The following is a 23726-nucleotide window of genomic DNA, read 5'->3' on the forward strand; positions in this document are numbered from 1 at the left end:
CTCGGTCTCTCCGCTTGTTCCGCCGGCGCGCCCGGCTTACGTAAATGCGCCTGGTCACACAAGCGAGCTGCCCCATGCCCGTCGCCCGCCTCGCGGATCGCGCCACCCTCCTCGTCACCGGCGAGCCCGCCGAACATTTCCTGCAGACGCTGGTCACCGCCGACCTCGACAGCCTGGCCGAAGGCGAGATGCGCCCCTCCGCGCTGCTCACCCCGCAGGGCAAGATCCTGTTCGATTTCCTGATCGGCCGGGTGCCGGGCGGCTTCCGGCTGGACATCGCGAAACCCGCGGCCGAGGCCTTCGCCAAGCGCCTCGCGCTCTACCGGCTGCGCACCAAGGTGGCGATCGAGCCCAGCGACGAGCCGGTCCATGCCCTGTGGGACGAGGATGCCCCCGGCGCGCTGCGCGACCAGCGCTTCCCGGACCCGGTCTGGCGCGTCTACGGCGCCGCGCCGGAAGGCGTCGAGCACTGCGAGCCGGCCGATTTCGAGCGGCTGCGGATCCGCGCCGGCGTCGCCGAGGCGGAGACCGACTACTCGGCCTCGGAGGTCTTCCCGCACGACGTGCTGCTCGACCAGAATGGCGGCGTCTCGTTCAAAAAGGGCTGCTTCGTCGGCCAGGAAGTCGTCTCGCGCATGCAGCACCGCGGCACCGCGCGGCGCCGGCTGATGCTGGTCGAGGCCGACGGGCATCTGACTCCCGGCGTGAACATCGAAGCCGGCGGCCGGACGATCGGCACGGTGCTCTCGGCGGCAGGCTGCGACGGCTTCGCGCTGATCCGCATCGACAAGCTCGCCGACGCGCTGGTGGCGGACGCGGAACTGACGGCGGACGGCGTCACTGTCACCGCGACCGTCCCGCCCTGGGCCGGCTTCGCGCTGCCCGAGCCGGCGGCGGCCGGCGCGGCCACCGACGCCGGAGACGCCGAATGAGCCGCACGGCGGGGAGCAAGCCGGCGCGGGTCTGGCAGCGCATGCTGTCGGGGCGCCGGCTCGACCTGCTCGACCCCTCGCCGCTCGACGTCGAGATCGAGGACATCGCCCACGGCCTCGCCCGGGTCGCCCGCTGGAATGGCCAGACGCGCGGCGACCACGCCTTCTCGGTCGCGCAGCATTCGCTGATCGTCGAGACGCTGGTGGCTTCGGGCGGCGCGGAGCCGCGCTGGTGCCTCGCCGCCCTCCTCCACGACGCGCCGGAATACGTCATCGGCGACATGATCTCGCCCTTCAAGAGCGTCATGGGCGGCGACTACAAGCTGGTGGAGCAGCGCCTGCAGGCGGCGGTGAACCTGCGCTTCGGCCTGCCGTCCTCGCTGCCCGCCGCCGTCGAGAAGGCGATCAAGGCGGCCGACCGGATCTCGGCCTATCACGAGGCGGTGCTGCTGGCGGGCTTCGCCGAACGGGAGGCCGCGACCTTCTTCGGCCGGCCGGCCGCCGAGCTGGTCGAGCCCGACGCCTTCACGCCGGTGCCGATCGCCGCCACCGAACAGGCCTTCCTCGCCCGCTTTGCCGCCCTCGACGCCGCGTGCCAGGCGGGCGCACACGATGTCGCACGCGCCGCCGGGCGGGGATGACATCGGCCCGTCGCGACCCATAGTGTCAGCCCATGACCTATCTCGTCGTCTCCTCCCTCGCCGATCTCCACGCTACCGTCGCCGACCACGGCGCGCTCGATCTGGTGACGCTGATCAACGCCGACACGCCGGTGCCGCGCCCGCCCTCGATCACGGCGGACCGGCATCTCTTCCTCGGCTTCAACGACATCGTCGAGGAGATCGACGGCATGACCGCCCCGGCGGTCCACCATATCGACCAGCTGCTGGCATTCGGCGCCCGCTGGAACCGCGAAAAGCCGCTGGCGATCCACTGCTACGCCGGGATCAGCCGCTCCACCGCCGCGGCCTACATCACCGCGATGGCGATCAACCCCGACCTCGACGAACAGGCCCTCGCCGAGGAACTGCGCCGCCGCGCGCCCTCCGCCACCCCCAACGCCCGCCTCGTCGCCTTCGCCGACGACCGCCTCGGCCGCGGCGGCCGCATGGTCGACGCCATCCGCTCGATCGGCCGGGGGGAAGAGGCGTATGCGGGCACGCCCTTCGTGCTGCCGCTGGTGTTGTGAGGGGCGCGCGATAGCGGGCTGGAGCGGAGCGACTTCCATCGGCGCGTTGTCGGCGGATACTGAAAGACGTATAATACGTCCTCAGATCAGGAGGCTCGCATGCAGGCTTTCACTTCGATCGATCTACAGAAACAGACCGGCGACGTTCAGCGCGCAGCCTCCCGCGAGGGCGCCGTGATCACCTCGCATGGCAAGCCGCGGAACGTCATGCTGTCGGTGGAGGAATTCTGTCGGCTGAAGCGCATCGCACAGGAAGCCGTGCCGCCGTCATTGCTCGCCCGCGGCGGGGTGACAGTAAGGCATGTCCCGGACCCGCTCGGCTACGATGTCACGGACTTCCGGACCGCCGCCCGGCAGATGGCCGACGATGCCCTGGCCGGGACCAACGAGGCCGCGGTGGACGCCGAACTGGCTGCAGTCCGTAGGAAGTTCGGGCGCCGGGTGCCGTGATCGACCACCCTGACGCTGCGGATATAAGGTCGCCGCGTTTCCTGATCATGGACAACACGCCGCTGTCCTTGCTCGGATGCATCGAGGCGCTGGACTGGCTGTTCGAGCCGGGTTGCCCGGTGACGATCACGGACATGATTCTGGCTGAAGCCACCCGCGATCCCGGCGAAGACAGAGACCAGCGACGCGGAACGCGTGCCTATATCAACGCCTGGCTGACGAAGAACCGCGCGAGGATCACCATCCTGGAAACGGCGGAAGGCGCCCGATACGACCGCGAGATGCAGCTCTGGGAGCGGGCCGGGAAGCCCGAGGACCTGCGTCCGTCCTGGAGCGACCGCGGCGAACGCAGCCTCCTCGCGGCTATCCAGGTCTTGAAGCAGGCGCTCCTGCTCGACGAGGAGATCATCGTCATCGTCGATGACCGAGACGCACGCGATGCGGTCCGGGCGGTTCGTGCAGACCTGACAATGATGGGAACCAGAACCTTCATCCGCTGGATGGACGAGGATTTTGGGGTAAGCGGTGCCGACACCGCGTGGCAGGCCATCAGGCTGGCGACTGACGGCACCGCCGACGAGGGCGAGGATGACGACCCGGTCTTCGTCAGGAGCGGTTCCTGACGTTCAATCCTCATGCTGGGCCGCGCGGTCGCCCTCCATGGAACACCCCTCCTGCCCTCTCGTTGGTCCCGAGAACCACAGGAGCCATCCATGACCAACGACAACAAGAACACGCCGCTCACCGAGACCGACATCGCGTCCGACCGCATGGGGCGGAACGCGCTGCAGGGCAACGACCAGGAGAGCGTGCACAACGAGCGCAAGGCAGTGCCCGACGTCAAGCAGGAGAGCGACGGCGTGATCGAGAGCTTCGAGAAGCTCGACAAGGACAAGCGCGCCCGAGAGGATCTCGGCAAGGGCAATCGGACCGACAAGGCCGACTAGTCACCGCCGGAACGCCTCCGGCAGCACCGGCCAGGTCTCAGCCCGATCCGTTCGCTGCGGGCCGCTGGACCTGCCGGCAGGGGGCCTGCACCGTGCGGTCAGCCTAGTACGTTCAGCCCCTCACCCCCGCGGCTTGTACACATGCTCCGGCCCTGGAAACGCCCGGCGCCGCACCTCCTCCGCATAATCCCCCACCGCCTTTTCCACCGCGCCGCCCAACTCGGCGTAGCGCTTGACGAAGCGGGGCGGGCGCTGGGTGAGGCCGAGCATGTCTTCCAAGACGAGGATCTGGCCGTCGCAGGCGGCCGCGGCGCCGATGCCGATCGTCGGCGCGGCGATGGCGGCGGTGATCTGGGCGGCCAGCGGCTCGACGATGCCTTCCAGCACCACGGCGAAGGCGCCGGCGTCGCTGACGGCGCGGGCGTCGGCGAGGATCGCCGCGCGGCCCGCCTCGTCGTGGCCCTGCGTCCGGAAGCCGCCCAGCGCGTTCATCGCCTGCGGCGTCAGCCCGACATGCGCCATCACCGGGATACCGCGCGCGGCGAGAAACGCGATGGTCTCGGCCATGTGCGCGCCGCCCTCGAGCTTCACCGCGCCGCAGCCGGTCTCGGCCATCACCCTTGCCGCCGTGCGGAAGGCCTCGGCGGGGCCGGCCTCGTAGCTGCCGAAGGGCAGGTCGACGACGACCAGCGCCGTGGGCGCGGCGGCCCCCACCGCGCGGCCATGGGCGATCATCAGTTCCAGCGAGACGCCGAGCGTCGATTCCATGCCGTGCTCGACCATCGCGAGGCTGTCGCCGACCAGGATGATCTCGACATGCGGATCGACCAGCCGCGCCATCACGGCGTTGTAGGCGGTGACGGCCACCACTGGCGTCGTGCCCTTGCGGGCACGGATGTCCGGCGCGGTCAGCCGCTTCTTGCGGATCTCGGCACTCATGGCGTCACTCCCTTGTCATTTCCCTCGGCGATGCGCTGGTCGATCAGCAGCACGTCGCCGAAATTCGCCGTCACCAGCATCACCACCGGCCGCGCGCCGATGCGGGCGACCGGTTCCAGCGTCGCGGCGTCGCGCAGGTCGAGCGAGCGCAGCGTCGCCCGCGGCTCGGCCGCGATCGTCGTCCGCATCGCCGCCAGCACCGTCTCCGGGTCGCCCTCCCCGTCGGCGATCATCGCCGCGCCCTCCTCCAGCGCCCGCGCCAGCACGGTGGCGGCGGCGCGATCTTCCGGCGAGAGCCGCACGTTGCGCGACGACAGCGCCAGCCCGTCCGCCTCGCGCACCGTCGGCACCGCGACGATCGCCACCGGCATCGCGAGGTCCGCTACCATGCGGTGGATCACCGCCAGCTGCTGGAAATCCTTCTCGCCGAAATAGGCCCGGTCCGGCTGGACGATGTTGAACAGCTTGGCGACCACGGTCGCGACGCCGCGGAAATGCCCCGGCCGCTGCGCGCCGATCAGGATGTCGCCGAGCCGCTCGACCGCGACGAAGGCCTGCATCGGCTCGGGATACATCTCGACGACGGTCGGCGCGAAGACGAAGTCGACAGGATAGGCGGCAAGCTGCTCGAGGTCGCCGGCGAGATCGCGGGGATAGGAATCGAGGTCCTCGCCGGGGGCGAACTGCGTCGGGTTGACGAAGATCGTCACCACCACGCGGTCGCACTCGGCGGCGGCGCGTTTCACCAGCGCCAGGTGGCCGTCGTGCAGATAGCCCATGGTCGGCACCAGGCCGATCGTCTCGCCGGCCCGCCGCATGGGCGCAAGCGCCGCGCGAAGCGCGGCGATCTGGTCGATTCGTTGCAAGGCGTCCTCCCGTTCGGCCTGGCGCTGTCTAGACCATCCGCCGGCCATCGGGGAACGGTTTTCCGCCCGAACGCCCCTGCCGATCCATTCCCGGCGGTGATCGCAGCGATCAGCACAAGGCGTTGTCGCACCGCACGCGGCGGCGATAGGATGACATCAACGCAGCGCGGAGAATCATCATGGACGGGGCAACGCGATCGACGGGCAGTGTCTCGGCGCCATGGCTGGCGATCGCCGCCGGCTGCGTCATCGCCCTGCTCACCTTCGGGCCGCGCTCGGCGATCGGTTTCTTCCAGATCCCGATGCTCGCCGACAACGGCTGGAGCCGCGAGGACTTCGCCCTCGCCATCGCCCTGCAGAACCTGTTCTGGGGCGTCGGCCAGCCGCTGTTCGGGGCGATCGCCGACCGCTTCGGCACCGCCCGCGTGCTGGTGCTCTCCGGCGTCCTCTACGCCGCGGGCCTTGCCATCACCGCCGTCGCGCCAACGCCATTCTGGCTGGTGGTCGGCTCCGGCGTGCTGGTCGGGCTGGGCGTTGCCGCCGGCTCCTTCGGCATCGTGCTCGCGGCCTTCGCCCGCCGGGTGTCGGCCGAGCAGCGCTCCTTCGTCTTCGGCCTCGGCACGGCGGCGGGGTCGGCCGGCATGTTCGTCTTCGCGCCGCTCAGCCAGGCGCTGATCGACAGCTACGGCTGGTCGGATTCGCTGATGATCCTGTCGGCGACGATGCTGCTGGTGCCGCTTCTGGCCTATCTGCTGCGCGGCAATGCCGCGAGCGCCGGCGCCGCGCGGGCCGAGATGGCGCAGACCATGGGCGACGCGCTGCGCGAGGCGCTCGCCACCAAGGGCTATCTGCTGCTGACCACCGGCTTCTTCGTCTGCGGCTTCCAGGTGGCGTTCATCACCGCGCATTTCCCGGCCTTCATCGCCGATGTCGGCATCGCCCCGGTCTGGGCGGTGACGGCGCTGGCGCTGATCGGCTTCTTCAACATCATCGGCTCGATCAGTTCCGGCCTGATCGGCCAGCGCTATTCCAAGCCGCATTTCCTGGCTCTGATCTATATCGGCCGCTCGATCGCGGTGACGGCCTTCCTGCTGACGCCGATCACGCCGACCACCATCGTCGTGTTCTCGATCGTCATGGGCCTGTTGTGGCTGTCGACGGTACCGCCGACCAACGCGCTCGTCGCGGTCATGTTCGGCACCCGCTATCTCGGCATGCTGGGCGGTCTGGTCTTCCTGTCGCACCAGATCGGCTCGTTCCTCGGCGTCTGGCTCGGCGGCTATCTCTACGAGGTCTACGGCTCCTACGACGTGGTCTGGTGGCTCGGCGTGGCGCTCGGCCTGTTCGCCGCCATCGTCCACTGGCCGATCCGCGAGGCGCCGGTGGAGCGCGGCGTGCTGGCGCCCGCCTGAGCTTCGGAGAGGCTTACGGAAGCAGCTTCGCCCGGCTCTTGTCGACGGCGGCGAGAAAGCTGCCGCGCGAGGTGGGTTCGGCGATGCCGCGCGGCTCGAAGACGTGGCGGGCGAGAAAATAGCCGGTCATCCGGTAGGCCTCGGCAAGACTCGCCGCGTCGGCCCCGGTGTCCTGGCTGGAAAGAAATGCCGGCAGCGGCAGCAGCTTGTCGTGCCAGGGCGCGCCGGCCTCGCGGCTGACCGCTCGTCCCGTCTTCGGCGAAACATAGGCGAGGTCGTCGCGCCGGCCGGTGGCGGCGCAGCGCTCGAGGTCCAGCCCGAAGCCGAGTTCCTCCAGGAGCGCGATCTCGAAGCGCAGCATCAGCTCGGCCGCCTTGTCCGGCGTGTCGAGATGGTCGACGATCACCATCAGCCCGTCATAGAGCCGCGGATGCGGGTCGCGTTCGGCGAGGAGGCGCAGATGTGCGGCGACCAGCTGGATGCCGTTCAGCCCGACGCCGTCCTCCATCAGCCGGGCGGCGCGCAGTTCCACCGGCTCGAGGACGAAGGTGCCCATGTGCTCGTCGAGCCGCGCCCGCCAGTGCACCTCGACGGAATTGCCCGGCTGCAGCACCGGCTGCTGCTTGCGCGAGCGCCCGCCGCGCACCAGGCCGAGATGGCGGCCGCGCTCGCGCGTCATCACCTCGGCGATGACGCTGGTCTCGCCGTGGCGCTTGACGCCGAGCACGATCGCTTCCTCACGCCATTCCATGCCGGGTCAATTCTCTCGCGCCGCCCAAAGACGCCTCTCCTGGCTCAGCTGGAGAAGTCCAGGCCGATCTCGCGGTAGCGTTCCGGATCGTCGCCCCAGTTCTCGCGCACCTTCACGAACAGGAACAGGTGCACGGTCTGGTCGGCCGCCTCCATGATCTCCTTGCGGGCCGCCTGGCCGATCGCCTTGATGGTCTCGCCGTTGTGGCCGATGACGATGCGCTTCTGGCTGTCGCGCTCGACATAGATCGTCTGCTCGATCCGCACCGAGCCGTCCTTGCGGGTCTCCCACAATTCCGTCTCGACATGCGAGGAATAGGGCAGTTCCTGGTGCAGCCGCAGATACAGCTTCTCGCGGGTGATCTCGGCGGCGAGCTGGCGCAGCGGCAGGTCGGTGATCTGGTCCTCGGGATAGTACCAGGGACCCTCGGGCAGCGTCTTGGCGATCCAGTCGATCAGGTCGTCGCAGCCCGAGCCGGTGAGCGCCGAGATCATGAACACCTTGGCGAAGTCGACGCGGCTGGTGATCTGCTCGGTGAGGCCGAGCAGCTTCTCGCGCTTGATCCGGTCGACCTTGTTGAGCAGCAGCACCTTGGTCTGCGGCACGTGCTGCACCCGGTCGAGGATCGTCTCGACGTCCTCGCTGAGGCCGCGCTCGGCATCGACGATGGCGAGCACGATATCGGCGTCCTTGGCGCCGGTCCAGGCGGTCTTGACCATGGCGCGGTCGAGCCGGCGCTTCGGCGCGAAGACGCCGGGCGTGTCGACGAAGACGATCTGGGTACGGTCGCGCATGGCAATGCCGCGCACGATCGCCCGCGTCGTCTGCACCTTGTGGGTGACGATCGACACCTTGGTGCCGACCAGCTGGTTGACCAGCGTCGACTTGCCGGCGTTCGGCGCGCCAAGCAGCGCGACGAAGCCGGAGCGCGTCGGCGCCAGTTCCGCCGCCGGGGCCGGCGCGGCCTCGCCCTCGGGGCGGTCTGCTTCGTTGGTCACTTCGTGTCCTTCCAGACAGATTCGCGGATCAGCACCGCCGTGGCGGCTTCCTGTTCGGCAAGCCGCTTCGACCGGCCGCGTCCGTCCGCCGGTTCGACGCCTTCCACGTTCACCCGCACGGTGAACAGCGGATCATGATCCGGGCCGGTCTGCTCGATCACGTCGTAGCGCGGCGGCACCGGGCCGCGCGTGTGCGCCCATTCCTGCAGCGCCGTCTTCGGATCGCGCCGGGCTTCCACCGCCTCGTCCAGGCGGTGCGCCCAGTGGCGGACGATGAAGTCGCGGGCAGCGTCGAGCCCTTCCCCCAGATAGATGGCGGCGATCAGCGATTCAACGAGGTCCGCGCGGATGCTCTTGGTACGCGAACCCTTCAGCTTCTTCAGGTCGCCGCCATGCCGGACGAAATCGTACAGGCCGATCTCGTCCGCCACCTTGGCGCAGGTGTCGGCGCTGACCAGCGCGTTCAGCCGCAGCGACAGCTCGCCCTCGTCGGCCTGCGGAAACATCGCGAACAACGTCTCGGCTATCACCAGCCCGAGCACCCGGTCGCCCAGGAACTCCAGCCGCTCGTAGCTGCGCTCGTTGCCGCCGCTCGACGGGCGCAGGCTCGAATGGGTCAGCGCCCGCTCGAGCCGGGTCCGGTCCGAAAAGCGTATGCCGATGCGGGCTTCGAGCTCGTCGAGCGGGCGGTCGGCCGTCAGCTTAGCCATGTCGTGATGCGGCTGGGCCGCAGATCCGTCGGCCACTGCCAGATCTCCAGCGGCGAAACGTCGTCCTCGATCGAGAAGAAGATCATCTGCGCCTTGCCGACGAGGTTCTCGAACGGCACGTAGCCGACGTCGAAGCGGCTATCCAGCGAGTTGTCGCGATTGTCGCCCATCATGAAATAGTGACCGTCCGGCACCACGAATTCGCGGGTGTTGTCGCCGGCCGAGTTCGGGCTGAGGTCGAGCGTCATGTAGGAGACGCCGTTCGGCAGCGTCTCGCGATATTGCGGCACGCGCGTGCCGTCCTCGGCGACGAAGTCCTCGACCTGCTCGCGCGGCACGGCCTGGCCGTTGATGTAGAGGATGCCCTCGCGCACCTGCAGCCGGTCGCCCGGCAGGCCGACGAGACGCTTGATGTAGTCGGTGTCCTCCTCGCGCGGCTTGCGGAACACGACGACATCGCCGCGCTCGGGGGCCGAGCCGAGGATGCGGCCGTCGAACAGGTCCGGCGACAGCGGCATGGAATAGCGCGAGTAGCCGTAGCTCCATTTGGAGACGAACAGGTAGTCGCCGACCAGCAGCGTCGGCATCATCGAGCCGGACGGAATCGAGAACGGCTGGAACAGGAAGGTCCGGATCACCAGGGCGAGGATCAGCGCCTGGACGATGACCTTCACGGTCTCGCCGAAGCCGCCCTGTTCCCGCCGTTCGGCCTGCTCGACCATTTTTCGCCCTTCGTCGCCACTGCTCGCGGCCCCGCCGCATCGCGCCTTCTATCGGCTCGCCCCCATGGGGGCAATCCGCGCGCCGTTAAACTTCCCCGGCGCTCCGGCCGGCCGCCGCCGCAGCGCCCAGCCGGGTGACCGATGGGGGCTGGCGGCGGGCGAGGATGCGTCGGGCGCGATGCTTCTGGAAGCTGCGCGCCGCCGAATAGACGAGCCCGTAGCCGAGCGCCGCGCTGACAAGGCCGACCGGCAGCGATCCGACCAGCATCGGCTTCACGAAGGGCGCCCAGATCGAGGCGAAGTCCACGTGCACGAGGGCGGAGCCGATACCGCGCGGCGCCTCCCCGGTGATCGGCTCGGCGCGCAGGATGAACTGGCCGACCTCGTAGGTCAGCCCCCAGATGAACGGGAAGGTGACCGGGTTGCCGACCACCGTCCCGAGCGCGGCCGCCGCCATGTTGCCGGCAACGAGATAGGCGAGCGCGAAGGCCAGCAGGAAGTGGAAGCCGATGAACGGAGTGAAGGACGCGAAGACGCCGGCGGCGAAGCCTGCGGCGATGGCGTGCGGCGTCGCGTTGAGCCGCAGCACGCGCTTGCGGAAATATTCGAACGAGCGCGCGTAGGAGCGCCGCGGCCACACAAGCGTGCGGATCCTCGATGCGAGGTTCTGCGGCTGGCGACGCCTGAACAACATGGTGCTCACATTCCTCGTCTGTACGGCTGGCGGCCGGCAGGGACCCTACACCGGATGGCGCGAAGGGCAAGGCAAAGCGGCCGGTCTCGGGGGTCGTCGGCACCCGTACGTGTCGGCCTTGCCGCTATACGCCCCGGCCGGCGGAATTGCGGCGGTCGGAACGCGCCCGCGGCCGGCGACTCAGCCGTTGACGCGCACCACCTCGGAGACGCAGGGCTTGCCGCGCAGCTGCTTCAGCGTCCGGTTGAGGTGCTGGACGTCCCAGACTTCGAGCTCGAGCACCATCTTGGTGAAGTCGGTCGCCGTGGCGACCATCGACAGGTTGTGGATGTTGGCGTCGTTGGCGGCGATGGTCTCGGCGATCTCGGCGAGCGAGCCCGGCTCGTTCAGGGCGGAGATGGTGATCCGGGCTGGGAAGCGCGTCTTCAGCTCGGCGTCGATGTCCCAGCGCACGTCCACCCAGCGGTCCGGCTCCTCGTCGTAGGCGGTCAGCGCGGGCGACTGGATCGGATAGATGGTGATCCCCTGCCCCGGCTCGATGATGCCGACGATGCGGTCGCCCGGCACCGCCCCGTCCGGCCCGAAGCGGACAGGCATGTCGTCGCCGACGCCGCGGATCGGAATCGCCCCCGCCTCCTCCTTGCGGGCCTTCGACTTGGCCCGCCCGGGCACCCGGAAGATCATGCCGGCGGCGGTGCGCAGGTTGAACCAGCCTTCCTCCTCGCGGCGCGGCCGGCGGCGCGTGACGCGGCTGTCCTGGAAGTCGGGATAGGCGGCCTTGAGAACGTCCGAGGAATTCAGCTCGCCGCGCCCCACCGCCGCGAGCGCGTCCTCGACCTCGCGATGGCCGAGCTTGCCGAGCAGCGGCTTCAGCGTGTCGCGGGAGAAATGCTTGCCCTGCCGCGAGAAGGTGCGCTCCAGGATCTGCTGGCCGAGGCCGGAATACTGCCGGCGGATCGAGGCTCTGGCGGAGCGCCGGATCGCCGAGCGCGCCTTGCCGGTGACCGCGATGCTCTCCCAGGCCTGCGGCGGCGTCGCGCCCTTGGCCCTGATGATCTCCACCTCGTCGCCATTGGCGAGTTCGGTCACCACCGGCATGATCCGGCCGTCGATCTTGCAGCCGACGCAGGTGTCGCCGACGTCGGTGTGGACGGCATAGGCGAAGTCGATCGGCGTCGCGCCGCGCGGCAGCGCGATCAGCCGCCCCTTCGGGGTGAAGCAGAACACCTGGTCCTGGAACAGCTCGAGCTTGGTGTGCTCGAGGAATTCCTCGGAAGTGTCGCCCTCGGCTAGCAGCTGGATGGTGCGCCGCAGCCAGGCATAGGCGTTGGAGTCCTTAGACAGGTGCACCCGCGCCTCGGCCTCGCCACGATCCTTGTACAGCGAGTGCGCCGCGACGCCAAATTCGGCGATGTCGTGCATCAGGTGGGTGCGGATCTGCAGCTCGACGCGCTGCCGGGACGGCCCGACGATGGTGGTGTGGATCGAGCGGTAGTCGTTCTGCTTCGGCGTCGAGATGTAGTCCTTGAAGCGCCCGGGCACCATCGGCCACGTCCGGTGGACGATGCCGAGCGTGCGGTAGCACTCCTCCTCGGTATCGACGAGCACGCGGAAGCCGAAGATGTCGGATAGCTGCTCCAGCGACAGCGCCTTGCGCTGCATCTTCGAGAACACCGAATAGGGCTTCTTCTGCCGGCCGGTCACCTTCGCCTTGATGCCGCTTTCCGCCAGCAAGGCGGCGAGGTCCTGCTCGATGCTGGCGATGCGGTCGGCGTGGTGGGCGTTGAGCTCGGCCAGCCGCGCGGTGATCGTCTCGTAGGCCTCGATGTTGATGTAGCGGAAGGCGAGGTCTTCCAGCTCCTCGCGCATGTCCTGCATGCCCATGCGCCCGGCGAGCGGGGCGTAGATGTCCATGGTCTCCTGGGCGATGCGGGCGCGCTTCTCCGGCGCCATGTGGCCGAGCGTGCGCATGTTGTGCAGACGGTCGGCCAGCTTGACCAGCAGCACCCGCACGTCGTCGGCGATCGCCAGCAGCAGCTTGCGCAGGTTCTCGGCCTGCGCGGCGCGCTTGGAGACGAGGTCGAGCCGCTTAAGCTTGGTCAGACCCTCGACCAGGTGGCCGATGGTCGGCCCGAAGAGCTGGTCGATCTCCTTGCGGGTGGCGTCGGTGTCCTCGATCGTGTCGTGCAGCAGCGCGACGGCCACCGTCGCCTCGTCGAGATGCATCTCCGTCAGGATCGCCGCGACTTCCAGCGGATGCGAGAAATACGGGTCGCCGCTCGCACGCTTCTGCGTGCCATGCTTCTGCATGGCGTAGACATAGGCGCGATTGAGGAGCGCTTCGTCGAGGTCGGGCTTGTAGGCGGCGACCTTCTCGACGAGTTCGTATTGCCGCATCATTGACTTATGGAGACAATCTGCAAACGGAGAGGGGCGCCCCGCTGGATGCGGCGACGCCCCTCAATATAGGGTTGCCCGGGCCCGCACCGGAAGGGCCGGGCGGACAATCGGATCAAAAATCGTCGGTCTTCTCGGGCGGCACGAGGCCCTCGATGCCGGCGAGCAGTTCGTCTTCCGACATGTGGTCGAAGGTGACCGCGTCGTCGTCGCCCGCAGCACTCGCCGGGCTCGGCAGTTCGCCGGCGATGCCGCGCGGCTCGGACGACGGCGGCGCCGGCTCCGGCTCGTCGACCTCGACATGCTTCTGCAGCGAGTGGATCAGATCCTCCTTCAGATCGCCGGGCGACAGCGTCTCGTCGGCGATCTCGCGCAAGGCGACGACGGGGTTCTTGTCGTTGTCGCGATCGATCGTGATCTGCTGTCCCTGGGCGATCTGGCGCGCACGGTGGCTGGCCAGGAGAACCAGTTCGAAGCGGTTCTCGACCTTGTCGACGCAATCTTCTACGGTGACGCGGGCCATGCCTGTCTCCTGACTGAACGAAAAATCTCACAGATGAAGCTGCCGACATAGACTTTTCGGCGCTGCGGTACAAGCGTCCTCTGTCGCTTCCTGCGCGCCGGCTTCCGGTTGGCAAGCATTGGCGCCCGGACTATGGTCGCGCCGGTTGCGGCATCACGGGCGGCGGCACCCGCGCCCGGCGCCTCGATCGACAAATTTCACGCCTTCTGAAGAAAGCCTGCTGCGATGTTCGACGAGAGGGAAAAGATCGCGCTGTTCATCGACGGCGCGAATCTCTACGCGACGTCGCGGGGCCTCGGCTTCGACATCGACTATCGCCGCATGCTGGCGCATTTCCAGTCCCAGGGCTACGTCCTGCGCGCCTACTACTATACCGCCCTGGTCGAAGACAGCGAGTACTCCTCGATCCGGCCGCTGATCGACTGGCTCGACTACAACGGCTACCGGGTGGTCACCAAACCGGCGAAAGAGTTCACCGACTCGGCCGGCCGCCGCCGGATCAAGGGCAACATGGACATCGAGCTCGCGGTCGACGCGATGGAGCTCGCCGACACGGTCGACCATTTCGTGCTGTTCTCCGGCGACGGCGACTTCCGTTCGCTGGTCGAGGCGCTGCAGCGGCGCGGGCGCAAGGTCTCGGTGGTCTCGACCCTGCAGACCAACCCGCCGATGATCGCCGACGACCTGCGCCGCCAGGCCGACCATTTCGTCGAGCTGAGCACGCTGCGAACGGAGATCGGCCGCACCCCAGCCGAGCGCGAGGCGCGGCTGGCGCGCCGGGCCGAGGCCGTCGAGGCCGCCGAGACCGACGACGACTATTGAGCCCTCGCCTCGTACTCCCCGCGTCCATGCCCGGTCAGGCCGAGCCCGGCCGCGACTGCCCGCTCTGCCCGCGGCTGGTTGGCTTTCGCGAGGAGTGGCGGGCTCGCGAGCCGCTCTGGCACAACGCGCCGGTGCCGACGCTCCTGCCGGCCGGCGGCCACGACGCGGTGGAACTGCTGGTGGTGGGCCTCGCCCCGGGGCTGCGCGGCGCCAACCGCACCGGCCGGCCGTTCACCGGCGACTATGCGGGCGACCTGCTCTACGCGACGCTCGCGCGCTTCGGCTTCGCCAACGACCGCTTCGCCGCCCGCACCGACGACGGGCTGGAGCTGATGCGCACCGCGATCACCAATTCGGTGCGCTGCGTGCCGCCCGAGAACAAGCCGGTCGGCGCCGAGATCGCCACCTGCCGGCGGTTTCTCGATGCGACGCTCGCCGAACTGCCGAAGCTGCGCTGCATCGTGACGCTCGGCCGGATCGCCCATGACTCGACCGTCCGGACGCTGGGCGCGCGGCTCGCCAGCGCGCCTTTCGGCCACGCCGCCGCGCACGAGGTCGGCGGCCTCCAGCTGATATCGAGCTATCACTGCTCGCGCTACAACACCAATACCGGCCGCCTCACCGAGGCGATGTTCGTCGACGTGTTCGACAAGGTCGCGAGGTTTCTCGGGCCGCAGCCGACCTGAGGCTATTCGTCGCTCAGAGAGCGGCGGAGAGGAAGGCGACGACGTCCGCCGCGCTCCGGTCGGGCGGGAACACCGGGTAGAACACCTTGACGATCCGGCCGTCCTCGACGATCAGCGCCATACGCTTCAGATACAGCGTGCCGGCAAGATTGAACCACGGCAGGTCGAGCGCCTTGCGCAGGTCGCCGGCCTCGTCCGACAGCAGCGCAAACGGCAGGTGCAGGCGCGCTGCCGCCTCGGTCTGGTCGGCGAGCGGCTGCGCCGAGATGCCGTAGACGGCGTCCACACCCAGCGCTCGCAGTTCGGCATGGTGATCGCGAAAGCTGCAGCTCTGCGGGGTGCAGCCGCGGGCGCCGGGCAGCGCGTCCCAGCCATCCGGCAGCTTCACGCCGGGCTTGCCGGTCGCCGGATAGATGTAGAGGACGACACGGCCTTCGAGGCGGGACATATCCACCGTGCCGCCATTGCTGGCCGGCAGCACGAGGCTCGGCAACGGCATGCCGGCGAGATGGCCGGCCGCGCCGTCGTCGGCGGGCGGGGCAAGCCCGTCGGGCAACCTCAGATAGTCGGCCACCGTCGCCTCACCCCTCCTTCATGATCCGCTGCTTCTGGCGCGCCCAGTCGCGTTCCTTGATGGTCTGGCGCTTGTCCGGCGCGTTCTTACCCTTGGCTAGCGCCAGCAGGAGCTTGGCCCGGCCCTTGTCGTTGAAGTAGATCCGCAGCGGCACCAGCGTCATGCCGTCGCGCTGCACGGCGCCGGCGAGGCGGTTGAGCTGGGTGCGGTGCACCAGCAGCTTCCGCCGGCGCTTCGGCTCGTGGTTGAAGCGGTTCGCCTGCAGATATTCCGGCAGGTTGGAGTTGATCAGCCAGAGCTCGCCGCCCTCTTCCGTGGCGTAGGCCTCGGCGATCGAGGCCTTGCCGGCGCGCAGCGCCTTGACCTCGGTGCCGGAGAGCATGATGCCCGCCTCGAGCGTGTCGATGATCTCGTAATTGTAGCGGGCCTTGCGGTTCTCCGCCGCGACGTTCGAGCCCTCCGCCTTCTTCTTCGCCATCGATTTCCCCCGGGCGTGATGCCGCCCGTGCCTTTACCGCCCGCCGACCTGTCGTGATCGTCCTAAGATGCGATCGAACCGCCGGATTTCAATTGACCAGGCCGGCATGGCGCATGGCCGAGTCGATCGCCTGCTCGGTCTCCCGGTCGATCGGCACCAGCGGCGAGCGCAGACGGTTGGGGATCTTGCCGAGCTGCGACAGGGCGTACTTCACCCCGGTCGGGTTCGGCTCGATGAACAGCGCCTTGTGCAGCGGCATCAGCCGGTCCTGGACGGCGAGCGCCGCGGCGTAGTCGCCGGCTGCGCAGGCCGCCTGCAGGTCGGCGCAGAGCCGCGGCGCGACGTTCGCTGTGACCGAGATGCAGCCATGGCCGCCATGGGCGTTGAAGCCGAGCGCGGTGGAATCCTCGCCGGACAGCTGGACGAAGTCCTTGCCGCAGGTGGTGCGCTGCTCGGAAACCCGGTCGACCTTGGCGGTCGCGTCCTTGACGCCGACGATGTTGGAAAAGTCCGCGGCGAGCCGGCCCATCGTCTCCGGCGTCATGTCGATCACCGAGCGGCCGGGGATGTTGTAGATCAGGATCGGCAGCGACACCGCCTTCGCCACGGCGGCGTAGTGGGCGTAGAGCCCCTTCTGGTTCGGCTTGTTGTAATAGGGCGTGACGACCAGCAGCCCATCGGCGCCGGCCTTCTCGGCAAAGCGCGCGAGATCGATCGATTCGGCGGTGTTGTTGGAGCCGGCCCCGGCGATCACCGGCACGCGGCCCGCGGTCGTCTCGACGCAGAGCTCGACGACGCGCTTGTGCTCGTCATGGGTCAGAGTCGGGCTCTCGCCGGTGGTGCCGACCGGCACCACGCCCGAGGACCCCTCGGCGATCTGCCATTCGACAAAGGCCCGAAACGCCGCCTCGTCGAGCGAGCCGTCTTCGGCGAAGGGCGTGACCAGCGCCGGAATCGAACCCTTGAACATGCCCTGCCCCACTCCCACACTTGCTCGAAGGCGCCGCCCGTCAGGCTGGCGTCCGCTGCCGGCCGCGACGCGGCCCGATGACGCTCCCGGCATCCGTCCGGCAGCGCGGCACCTTAGAGAAGCGGCGATAGCGAAACAAGAACAGTCGGCTGCGCGTCGTCGGGCACCTCTCGACGGCACCCGGTAACGGGGCTTTAATCGCGCTCGTGAGAGATTTGCAAACCATTCCCGCCGGCGAGCGGGCCGGTTTTCTTGCCGGACGCCCCATGACGAGATTGTCCGAAAGGTTTGCCATGACCGCCAGACTTCATGCCCGCCGCCTGCTGCTCGGCGCGCTCGCGATCACCATGCTGCCCGGGCAAGCCATCGCCGAGAGTCTGTCGCTGCCGCTGCTCGGCCCGACGCCGATGGCGCGTCCCGGCGTCGCCGGCGGCGTGCCGCTGGCCGCCGCAGCTCCCGCCGCCGGCGCCGTCGACGTCGATCCCTGGCGCTTCGGCCGCACGGTGACGGCACCGACGCCCAATCCGGCCTTGCGCCCGGCGGCCAGCGCCGCGCTGCCGGCCAGTACCAGCGCCTACACCGCGTCGATCGCCGCCATGGCGCCCCGCGTCGGGGCGGTCAGCCCGATCCGCGGCGAGCTGAAGGACGGGCTGCAGGCGCTGTCCGACGGCAACCCGGCGAAGGCGCGCGGCATCCGCGAAGGCATGATGCCGGGCTCGCTCGACCGCGACATCCTGACCTGGGCGATCGCGCTGCGCGGCGGCAAGGGCGTGCCGGCCGCCGAGATCGCGCTCGCCGCCCGCCAGCTGCAGGGCTGGCCGGGCATGAAGACGCTGCGGGTCAACAGCGAGGAAGCGCTCTATCGCGAGGAACCGCCGGCAGGCGAGGTCATCGCCGCCTTCCAGGCGAGCCAGCCGGAGAGTCCGGAGGGCGCCATGGCGCTGGCGCGCGCCTATATCGCCGTCGGCGAGGTCGGCCGCGCCAGGCAGCTGATCGCCAAGGTCTGGCGCGAGGAACGGCTCGACGCCTCGACCGAGCGCATGGTGCTGAAGACCTTCGGGACGCTGCTCACCCGCGCCGATCACAAGTTCCGCATGGACAAGCTGCTCTATGCCCGCCGCGTCGGCGATGCCGGGCGCGTCGCCGAGCTCGCCGGCGCCAAGCAGCTCTATGCCGCCCGCGCCGCGGTCATCCGCGAGGAAGGCAATGCCGGCAAGCTGCTGGCCGCCGTGCCGCAGGCGCAGCGCGCCGATCCCGGCTACCAGCACGCGCTGGTCGAGCGCTACCGCAAGTCGTACAAGATCGACGAGGCCGCCGAGATCCTGATGCGCGCGCCGCGCGACGCGGCGGCGCTGGTCGATCCGGACGCCTGGTGGAACGACCGGCGCATCGTCGCCCGCGATCTCCTCGACCTCGGCAAGAACCAGCTCGCCTACCGGGTCGCCGCCACCCATTCGGCCGAAAGCGCGGTCGAGGCGGCGGAAGCCGAGTTCCACGCCGGCTGGATCGCGCTGCGCTTCCTGAACGACCCGCGCACCGCGTCGGCGCATTTCGCCCGGATCCTCGACTCCTCGAACCGGCCGCTGTCGGTGTCGCGCGGCTATTATTGGCTCGGCCGCGCCGCCGAGGCCGGCGGGCCGGGCAACGCCGGCACCTACTACGCAAGGGCCGCGCAGTTCGGCGCCACCTATTACGGCCAGCTCGCCGCGGCGCGGCTCGGCCGCCGGCCCGGCGCCATCGAGTTCCCGCGCGCCAGCGAAGCCGACCGGCAGCGCTTCGAGCAGCGCGAGGCGGTGCGGGCGATCCGGCGGCTCGAGCAGATCGGCTCGAACTGGCGCGCCGACGGCCTCTACCGTTCGCTGGCCGACGAGCTGACCAGCCCGGGCGAGCTGGCGCTGCTCTCGGTGATGGCCGAGCGGCGCGGCGACCATCATCTCGTCCTGCAGGTCGGCAAGCAGGCCTACTGGCGCGGCATCGACGCGCCGGCCCTCGCCTTCCCGGTCGGCGTCATCCCGGCAAGCGCCAACATCTCCGCCTCCGGCAAGGCGCTGGCTTACGCCATCGCCCGCCAGGAGAGCGCCTTCAACCCGGCGGCGAAGTCCCCGGCCGGCGCGCTCGGCCTGCTGCAGCTGATGCCCGGCACCGCCAAGGCGGTCGCGGCCCGGACCGGCGTCGGCTATTCGCCGGCGCGGCTCACCAGCGATCCCGGCTACAACGCCGCGCTTGGCGCGCATTTCCTCGGCGAGCAGATCGCCGCCTTCGACGGCTCCTACGTGCTGACCTTCGTCGCCTACAATGCCGGTCCGCGCCGGGCGCGGGAATGGATCGAGCGCTTCGGCGACCCGCGCGGCAAGTCGCTGGACCAGGTCATCGACTGGGTCGAGCGCATCCCGTTCAGCGAGACCCGCGGCTACGTGCAGCGGGTGATGGAGAACTACCAGGTCTACAAGATGCGGCTCGGCGCCGGCTTCGACATCGAAAAGGACCTCCGCCTCGGCCGCACCGGCTGAGGCTGGGCGGACGCGGCACCTGCGCACCGACACCGCCGCTTCGTGGGAGGAATATCCCCATCAGCCGGCGGGGCGGACCGCACTGGATCCTCGGGACGGGGCCCGAGGATGACGGCCGCGGGTGGAACCAGGCATATTCTCGTCGAAGATCGGACCAGGCGCGTCCTGCGAGTGTCGTCGTCGACGACCGCCCACGACGCGTCGCTCGCCGCCTCCGCCCGTGTGAACGTCACGCCCAGGCACCGTCGGCGGCTGGCCGGCTCACCCACCCGGCGTCATCCTCGGGCCCCGTCCCGAGGATCCAGTCCCGCCGGTCGACGCCCATCCTGCAAGAGGCGACCTTCCCATCTCCCCGACCACCAAGCCGGCCACGGGGGGTCCCGGGTCAAGCCCGGGGATGACGCAGGGAGAGAGGGAGCCGCGAACCTGCTTCGCTTCGCGGGCGGCCACCGTCGCACGGTCGGCCAAGTCACGACATCGGCAATGGACCCGTCCACCAACAGTGGCGTCATCCCCGGGCGTGACCCGGGGACCCATTCCTCCGCGCCAAAACTGCCGCTTCGTGGGAGGAAGATCCCATCATACGGTGGGGGGCGGACCGCGCTGGATCCTCGGGACGGGGCCCGAGGATGACGGCCGCGGGTGGAAGCAGGCATATTCTCGTCGAAGATTGGACCAGGCGCGTCGTGCGCGTTCTCGTCGAAGTTTGGACCGGGCGCGTCCTGCGGCTCGTCGTCGACGACCGCCCATAGCGCCCGCCGCCACCGCCCGTGTGAGCGTAACGCCCTAGCACCGTCGCTGACTCGCCGGCTCACCCACCCGGCGTCATCCTCGGGCCCCGTCCCGAGCCCATTCATCCGCCTCGACGCAGCCGCTTCGTGGGAGGAATATCCCCCATCAGCCGGTGCGGGCGGACCGTACTGGATCCTCGGGACGGGGCCCGAGGATGACGGCCGCGGGTGGAACCAGGCATGTTCTCGTCGAAGTTCGGACCGGGCGCGTCCTGCGGCTCGTCGTCGACGATCGCCCATAGCGCGCGTCGCCCGCCGCCACCGCCCGTGTGAGCGTCACGCCCAGGCACCGTCGCCGACGGCCGCCCCTCTCCCGGCGTCATCCTCGGGCTCCGTCCCGAGGATCCAGTCCCGCCGGCTGGCGCCGCTTCCTGCAAAAAGCGACCTTCCCCTCCGCCGCCTCAACCGCAGCGCCCCTACACCGGCGTGCGCGGCGTGGCGCGGTCGTCGACCAGGGCCTGCGCCTGCTCGACCCAGCGCTCGCGCGCCACGCGGCCGGGGAAGCCGCTCCTCGCCTCGAACCAGTGGGCTTCGCCGGCGCTCCAGCGGGCGATCTGGTCGTAATGATAGATACCGTTCTCGAACAGCAGGCGCTCGAGGCTCGGGCCGATGCCGTCGATGCGGGTGAGGTCGTCCGGCGTGCCGGCGCGCGGCGCCTCGAGCCGGGCGGGCTCGCGCGCCACGATCTCCTCGGCGAGCCGCGCCTCGCCGGAGCCGCCGGGCTGGGACCCACCGGCCCCGCCGGCGACGGGCGGCTCCTCGGTATCCACGACCGGGACCGTGGCGGCGGCGCCAGCGATCCGGAAGACCGCCCGCCCGGCAACTGCGTCACCGGCGGCTCCCGCCCCCTCGCCTGCCGGACCGGCGCCGTTCGAAACGGGGCTCGGCGCGGGCCGCGGCGGCGAGCCGAGCCGGCGGTAGTCGAGCGTGCGGAAATCCCTGTCGAAGGGTGCCGCCCGGTGCTTGGCCACCAGCGGGTCCTCGGGCAGATGCGTGCGCTGCTCGCGCTTCGGCGTCGGGCCGCTCGGGTCCGGCCCGGCCAGCCGGCGGCGTGGCGCGGCGGGCGCCGGCGCCGGCGGGACGCTTTCGCCCGGCAGGCTCGGCATCAGGTCGGGCACGCGCTCGCTGCTGCGGCCGCGGATGACCTCCGCCGACACGAAGCTGCCGCCGAAATGCGAGAACTGCGCGTTCTGCAGCGGCGGTGACGGCTTCTGCGCCTCGGGATCGCGGGCCTGCCAGCTCGAATGCCGGCGCGCGCGCCGCTCCTTCTCGCGCACCGCCTCGTCCTTGGACAGGGAGCGGTAGTCGAGCGTCCGGAAGTCGCGGTCGAAGGCGGCGGCCCGGTGCTTGGCCGCCAGCGGGTCTTCGCGCGGGGCGGCGGAAGGCTTCCGCGGCGCCGCATCGCCGGCGACGGGCGCCGGCTTGCCGGGCTCGGGCGCTTCGGGGGACGCCGCGGCAGCGGGCAGTACGGTCGAAGTGGGCAGCGTCGCCTCCACCGGCGCCGGGGCGGCGACAGTCGTCGCAGGGGGCGTCGCCGGCGTCGGCGAGGCGGGCGGCAGCTGCGGCTTCATCCGAGGCTCGGGTGACGCGGCGGGCGTCTTCGGCGCAGCCGCGTCGCCGCGCGCGCGCCGTCCCGCGAAGGCGCCGAGGCCGAAGGCCGCGCCCAGCAGCAGGAAGACCTTTCCGAAGAACGACAGCATGAAAACCCTCCGCTGGGCCGATCCGATATGCCGAAGCTAGTGATCGGCAACGCGGAGGCAACCGCTGCCGGCCGCCGACGGCGGTCATGCGAAGCGGCCGAACAGATATCCGGCCGCGAAGGCAGCCAGGACGAATGGGAAAAGATCGATCAAGAGGCCGGGCATCAGCCATCCGGGCCCGAAAACAGTCGGCCGTCAAGAGCCCCGGCGGCCAACGCCGCGGCAGGGCCGGAACCGTCCGCCCAAACGAAAGAAGCCCGGCGCGAGCGCCGGGCTTCCCTAGACTGGAGGCTCGTTCGATTAGAAGGAGCGAACGAACTGGATGAAGCCAGCCGTCTGGTTGACGGAGTCGTCGCCCAGGTAGAGATCGGCCTGATCCGCATCGTCGAAGTCGACATTGGCGTAGGAGATTTCCGCCAGCACGTCGAAGTTGTTGGTGATCTCGTAGCCAACGTTGCCGACGAGCTTGTAGTAGTCGCCGCTGCCGCCGAGCGAGAGGTACGGCGGGGTCGTGAGCGAGCCGGTGTCGAGGTCGAAGGTCCGGCCGTAGATACCGGAAACCGCGATGCCGAGCTTGCCGAACGCCTGGGCGTAGCCGGCGCCAACCTGCCATTCCGAAGGAACGGTGAAGGCGAACGGGCCGGTGTCGATCAGGTCGATCGTGGAGTACTGGCTCGGGTCGAAGGCGTAGCTACCCTCGAACTTCAGCTCGGAGTCGGTGGCGATGAGGTCCTTGAGCGAAAGACCGGCCTTGAGGGCGAAGCCGCCATCGGTCGTGAACTCGCTGCCGTCGAGGAACTCGGTGAACGTGCCGTTGATGATCAGCGGGCCGTAGACGCTACCCGAGAGGAGCAGTTCCTCGTCGTACGAACCAGCGAGGTAGACCGAACCCCAGCCACCTTCGTAGGCCAGACGACCCACGACGTTCGGAGCGAAGTCGCCCGTTGCGTCGTCTTCGAGCGACAGAGCCGCCGAGAAGCCGTCAGCTGCGTAGGTGTAGGAAATGCGGTTGACCTGGATGTCGCCGACCGGGAGGTCGGTGTCGGTCAGCAGGCCGTCGCCTTCGGTCCAGAGCGTGTCGAGGTAACCCATGGTCAGGCCGCCGAGCTGGATGTAGCCCTGGTCCATCGCGTAGGCTGCGTCGCCGAACTGGCCGGTGGTGTTTTCGGCCTGCACACGAGCGAAGGCGCGCAGGGTGCCGAGCTCGGTCTCTTCACGCACGTCGAAGTTCAGACGGACGCGGACGCGGCTGTATGCCGCGTAGTCGTCGCCCGCAGCGTTCAGGGCGTCTTCGTCACCGAACGGGCCGCCGATGGTGTCGAGGTCCTGCATGATGTACTTGAAGCGGACGTAGCCGCCGATCTTCATGCAGGTTTCGGTGCCGGGGATGTAGAAGAAGCCGCTGCCGTACACGTCGCAGACGCGCACATAGTCGGTGGGCTCCGGCGCAACCGGAACGATGACGTCCGCAGCGCGGGCGCCGGTGACTGCGACGAGGGCCGCAGCGGAGCCGAGAAGAAGGCTCTTAATGTTCATGTCCTGACCTCCAGTCAATTTATAGGTTAGGGTTGGGCCTTGTATGAAGGACAGCCTTCCCTGCCCCATCCCCTGTTCGAAAGTCCGAAGCGCATCGCCCTGCGTTCTTTCTGACGCGACATTACCCGG

The 23726-nt window shown here is 69.4% G+C and carries 24 protein-coding genes; 10 read left to right on the forward strand and 14 right to left on the reverse strand.

What is annotated here, in order from left to right:
• Positions 1 to 74 precede the first annotated feature (74 nt).
• The 6 genes from LXB15_RS12375 (at position 75) to LXB15_RS12400 (ending at position 3518) form a co-directional block, all read left to right on the forward strand.
• Entirely contained in the window at positions 75 to 932 is an 858-nt protein-coding gene (locus tag LXB15_RS12375; RefSeq protein WP_233948744.1) for a folate-binding protein YgfZ, read from the forward strand.
• On the forward strand, positions 929 to 1573 hold the full coding sequence (locus LXB15_RS12380) for a YfbR-like 5'-deoxynucleotidase (RefSeq protein WP_233948745.1): 645 nt from the start codon (positions 929 to 931) through the stop codon (positions 1571 to 1573). The genes LXB15_RS12375 and LXB15_RS12380 overlap by 4 nt, the downstream gene beginning before the upstream one ends.
• Before the next feature lie 32 nt (positions 1574 to 1605).
• Positions 1606 to 2121: a tyrosine phosphatase family protein gene (locus LXB15_RS12385; RefSeq protein ID WP_233948746.1), complete on the forward strand. Its 516-nt coding sequence runs from the start codon at positions 1606 to 1608 to the stop codon at positions 2119 to 2121.
• 99 nt (positions 2122 to 2220) lie between these two features.
• Positions 2221 to 2571: a type II toxin-antitoxin system Phd/YefM family antitoxin gene (locus tag LXB15_RS12390; protein WP_233948747.1), complete on the forward strand. Its 351-nt coding sequence runs from the start codon at positions 2221 to 2223 to the stop codon at positions 2569 to 2571.
• The gene (locus LXB15_RS12395) at positions 2568 to 3194 is read left to right on the forward strand and encodes a hypothetical protein (protein WP_233948748.1); all 627 of its coding nucleotides are present in this window, start codon (positions 2568 to 2570) and stop codon (positions 3192 to 3194) included. Before LXB15_RS12390 ends, LXB15_RS12395 begins: the two co-directional genes overlap by 4 nt.
• A gap of 90 nt (positions 3195 to 3284) precedes the next feature.
• The gene (locus tag LXB15_RS12400) at positions 3285 to 3518 is read left to right on the forward strand and encodes a hypothetical protein (protein WP_233948749.1); all 234 of its coding nucleotides are present in this window, start codon (positions 3285 to 3287) and stop codon (positions 3516 to 3518) included.
• A 120-nt stretch (positions 3519 to 3638) separates the two neighbouring features.
• Here the strand turns inward: LXB15_RS12400 and panB are convergent, their stop codons facing one another.
• Both panB and panC read right to left on the reverse strand, forming a co-directional pair.
• On the reverse strand, positions 3639 to 4457 hold the full coding sequence (gene panB, locus LXB15_RS12405) for a 3-methyl-2-oxobutanoate hydroxymethyltransferase (protein ID WP_233948750.1): 819 nt from the start codon (positions 4455 to 4457) through the stop codon (positions 3639 to 3641).
• Entirely contained in the window at positions 4454 to 5323 is an 870-nt protein-coding gene (gene panC, locus LXB15_RS12410; protein WP_233948751.1) for a pantoate--beta-alanine ligase, read from the reverse strand. Before panC ends, panB begins: the two co-directional genes overlap by 4 nt.
• Before the next feature lie 179 nt (positions 5324 to 5502).
• On the opposite strand from panC, the gene LXB15_RS12415 reads away from it, so the two are divergent.
• A complete protein-coding gene (locus tag LXB15_RS12415) occupies positions 5503 to 6735 on the forward strand; it encodes an MFS transporter (protein ID WP_233948752.1) in 1233 nt (410 codons plus the stop codon).
• Between the two features lie 13 nt (positions 6736 to 6748).
• Here LXB15_RS12415 and recO read toward each other — a convergent pair whose 3' ends face one another.
• From recO to rpoZ, 7 genes are all read right to left on the reverse strand, one after another.
• Positions 6749 to 7486, reverse strand: coding sequence for a DNA repair protein RecO (recO, locus tag LXB15_RS12420; protein WP_233948753.1), 738 nt, complete (start codon positions 7484 to 7486; stop codon positions 6749 to 6751).
• A 44-nt stretch (positions 7487 to 7530) separates the two neighbouring features.
• Positions 7531 to 8484 carry a GTPase Era gene (gene era / locus LXB15_RS12425; RefSeq protein WP_370640098.1) on the reverse strand — a complete coding sequence of 318 codons (954 nt, stop codon included), beginning with the start codon at positions 8482 to 8484 and terminating at the stop codon, positions 7531 to 7533.
• On the reverse strand, positions 8481 to 9194 hold the full coding sequence (gene rnc / locus LXB15_RS12430) for a ribonuclease III (RefSeq protein WP_233948754.1): 714 nt from the start codon (positions 9192 to 9194) through the stop codon (positions 8481 to 8483). Before rnc ends, era begins: the two co-directional genes overlap by 4 nt.
• The gene (lepB, locus tag LXB15_RS12435) at positions 9182 to 9916 is read right to left on the reverse strand and encodes a signal peptidase I (RefSeq protein ID WP_233948755.1); all 735 of its coding nucleotides are present in this window, start codon (positions 9914 to 9916) and stop codon (positions 9182 to 9184) included. The genes rnc and lepB overlap by 13 nt, the downstream gene beginning before the upstream one ends.
• Positions 9917 to 10001: 85 nt before the next feature.
• Positions 10002 to 10610, reverse strand: coding sequence for a DUF2062 domain-containing protein (locus LXB15_RS12440; protein WP_233948756.1), 609 nt, complete (start codon positions 10608 to 10610; stop codon positions 10002 to 10004).
• A gap of 180 nt (positions 10611 to 10790) precedes the next feature.
• The gene (locus LXB15_RS12445) at positions 10791 to 13010 is read right to left on the reverse strand and encodes a bifunctional (p)ppGpp synthetase/guanosine-3',5'-bis(diphosphate) 3'-pyrophosphohydrolase (RefSeq protein ID WP_233948757.1); all 2220 of its coding nucleotides are present in this window, start codon (positions 13008 to 13010) and stop codon (positions 10791 to 10793) included.
• Between the two features lie 112 nt (positions 13011 to 13122).
• Positions 13123 to 13530 (reverse strand): DNA-directed RNA polymerase subunit omega, encoded by a 408-nt coding sequence (gene rpoZ, locus LXB15_RS12450; RefSeq protein WP_233948758.1) that lies wholly within the window; start codon positions 13528 to 13530, stop codon positions 13123 to 13125.
• Between the two features lie 225 nt (positions 13531 to 13755).
• Between rpoZ and LXB15_RS12455 the strand changes: the two genes are divergently transcribed.
• Complete coding sequence (locus LXB15_RS12455) at positions 13756 to 14352, forward strand: NYN domain-containing protein (protein WP_233948759.1); 597 nt, start codon at positions 13756 to 13758, stop codon at positions 14350 to 14352.
• Between the two features lie 26 nt (positions 14353 to 14378).
• Positions 14379 to 15038: a uracil-DNA glycosylase gene (locus LXB15_RS12460; RefSeq protein WP_233948760.1), complete on the forward strand. Its 660-nt coding sequence runs from the start codon at positions 14379 to 14381 to the stop codon at positions 15036 to 15038.
• A 13-nt stretch (positions 15039 to 15051) separates the two neighbouring features.
• Here the strand turns inward: LXB15_RS12460 and LXB15_RS12465 are convergent, their stop codons facing one another.
• The 3 genes from LXB15_RS12465 to dapA all read right to left on the reverse strand — a co-directional run bounded on the left by LXB15_RS12465 (position 15052) and on the right by dapA (position 17060).
• Positions 15052 to 15612 carry a peroxiredoxin gene (locus tag LXB15_RS12465; RefSeq protein ID WP_233948761.1) on the reverse strand — a complete coding sequence of 187 codons (561 nt, stop codon included), beginning with the start codon at positions 15610 to 15612 and terminating at the stop codon, positions 15052 to 15054.
• Positions 15613 to 15619: 7 nt separating this feature from the next.
• Positions 15620 to 16090 carry an SsrA-binding protein SmpB gene (smpB, locus tag LXB15_RS12470; protein WP_183209866.1) on the reverse strand — a complete coding sequence of 157 codons (471 nt, stop codon included), beginning with the start codon at positions 16088 to 16090 and terminating at the stop codon, positions 15620 to 15622.
• Between the two features lie 88 nt (positions 16091 to 16178).
• A complete protein-coding gene (gene dapA / locus LXB15_RS12475; protein ID WP_233948762.1) occupies positions 16179 to 17060 on the reverse strand; it encodes a 4-hydroxy-tetrahydrodipicolinate synthase in 882 nt (293 codons plus the stop codon).
• A 293-nt stretch (positions 17061 to 17353) separates the two neighbouring features.
• Between dapA and LXB15_RS12480 the strand changes: the two genes are divergently transcribed.
• Entirely contained in the window at positions 17354 to 19570 is a 2217-nt protein-coding gene (locus tag LXB15_RS12480) for a transglycosylase SLT domain-containing protein (RefSeq protein WP_370640099.1), read from the forward strand.
• A 1207-nt stretch (positions 19571 to 20777) separates the two neighbouring features.
• On the opposite strand, the gene LXB15_RS12485 is transcribed toward LXB15_RS12480, so the two are convergent.
• Positions 20778 to 22061 carry a hypothetical protein gene (locus LXB15_RS12485; RefSeq protein ID WP_233948763.1) on the reverse strand — a complete coding sequence of 428 codons (1284 nt, stop codon included), beginning with the start codon at positions 22059 to 22061 and terminating at the stop codon, positions 20778 to 20780.
• Positions 22062 to 22361: 300 nt separating this feature from the next.
• The gene (locus tag LXB15_RS12490) at positions 22362 to 23597 is read right to left on the reverse strand and encodes a porin (RefSeq protein ID WP_233948764.1); all 1236 of its coding nucleotides are present in this window, start codon (positions 23595 to 23597) and stop codon (positions 22362 to 22364) included.
• Positions 23598 to 23726 lie beyond the last annotated feature (129 nt).

The organism is Aurantimonas sp. HBX-1, from assembly GCF_021391535.1.
In the GTDB taxonomy this organism is placed as follows: Bacteria; Pseudomonadota; Alphaproteobacteria; order Rhizobiales; family Rhizobiaceae; genus Aurantimonas.

Coding starts and splice junctions, on each gene's coding strand:
- lepB (WP_233948755.1), bottom strand. CDS start 9,916: ATGGTCGAGCAGGCCGAACGGCGGGAACAGGGCGGCTTCGGCGAGACC.
- LXB15_RS12415 (WP_233948752.1), top strand. CDS start 5,503: ATGGACGGGGCAACGCGATCGACGGGCAGTGTCTCGGCGCCATGGCTG.
- LXB15_RS12455 (WP_233948759.1), top strand. CDS start 13,756: ATGTTCGACGAGAGGGAAAAGATCGCGCTGTTCATCGACGGCGCGAAT.
- LXB15_RS12375 (WP_233948744.1), top strand. CDS start 75: ATGCCCGTCGCCCGCCTCGCGGATCGCGCCACCCTCCTCGTCACCGGC.
- LXB15_RS12440 (WP_233948756.1), bottom strand. CDS start 10,610: ATGTTGTTCAGGCGTCGCCAGCCGCAGAACCTCGCATCGAGGATCCGC.
- LXB15_RS12390 (WP_233948747.1), top strand. CDS start 2,221: ATGCAGGCTTTCACTTCGATCGATCTACAGAAACAGACCGGCGACGTT.
- LXB15_RS12380 (WP_233948745.1), top strand. CDS start 929: ATGAGCCGCACGGCGGGGAGCAAGCCGGCGCGGGTCTGGCAGCGCATG.
- LXB15_RS12385 (WP_233948746.1), top strand. CDS start 1,606: ATGACCTATCTCGTCGTCTCCTCCCTCGCCGATCTCCACGCTACCGTC.
- LXB15_RS12485 (WP_233948763.1), bottom strand. CDS start 22,061: ATGCTGTCGTTCTTCGGAAAGGTCTTCCTGCTGCTGGGCGCGGCCTTC.
- LXB15_RS12460 (WP_233948760.1), top strand. CDS start 14,379: ATGCCCGGTCAGGCCGAGCCCGGCCGCGACTGCCCGCTCTGCCCGCGG.
- smpB (WP_183209866.1), bottom strand. CDS start 16,090: ATGGCGAAGAAGAAGGCGGAGGGCTCGAACGTCGCGGCGGAGAACCGC.
- recO (WP_233948753.1), bottom strand. CDS start 7,486: ATGGAATGGCGTGAGGAAGCGATCGTGCTCGGCGTCAAGCGCCACGGC.
- panB (WP_233948750.1), bottom strand. CDS start 4,457: ATGAGTGCCGAGATCCGCAAGAAGCGGCTGACCGCGCCGGACATCCGT.
- rnc (WP_233948754.1), bottom strand. CDS start 9,194: ATGGCTAAGCTGACGGCCGACCGCCCGCTCGACGAGCTCGAAGCCCGC.
- LXB15_RS12490 (WP_233948764.1), bottom strand. CDS start 23,597: ATGAACATTAAGAGCCTTCTTCTCGGCTCCGCTGCGGCCCTCGTCGCA.
- LXB15_RS12445 (WP_233948757.1), bottom strand. CDS start 13,010: ATGATGCGGCAATACGAACTCGTCGAGAAGGTCGCCGCCTACAAGCCC.
- LXB15_RS12400 (WP_233948749.1), top strand. CDS start 3,285: ATGACCAACGACAACAAGAACACGCCGCTCACCGAGACCGACATCGCG.
- rpoZ (WP_233948758.1), bottom strand. CDS start 13,530: ATGGCCCGCGTCACCGTAGAAGATTGCGTCGACAAGGTCGAGAACCGC.
- LXB15_RS12480 (WP_370640099.1), top strand. CDS start 17,354: ATGACCGCCAGACTTCATGCCCGCCGCCTGCTGCTCGGCGCGCTCGCG.
- dapA (WP_233948762.1), bottom strand. CDS start 17,060: ATGTTCAAGGGTTCGATTCCGGCGCTGGTCACGCCCTTCGCCGAAGAC.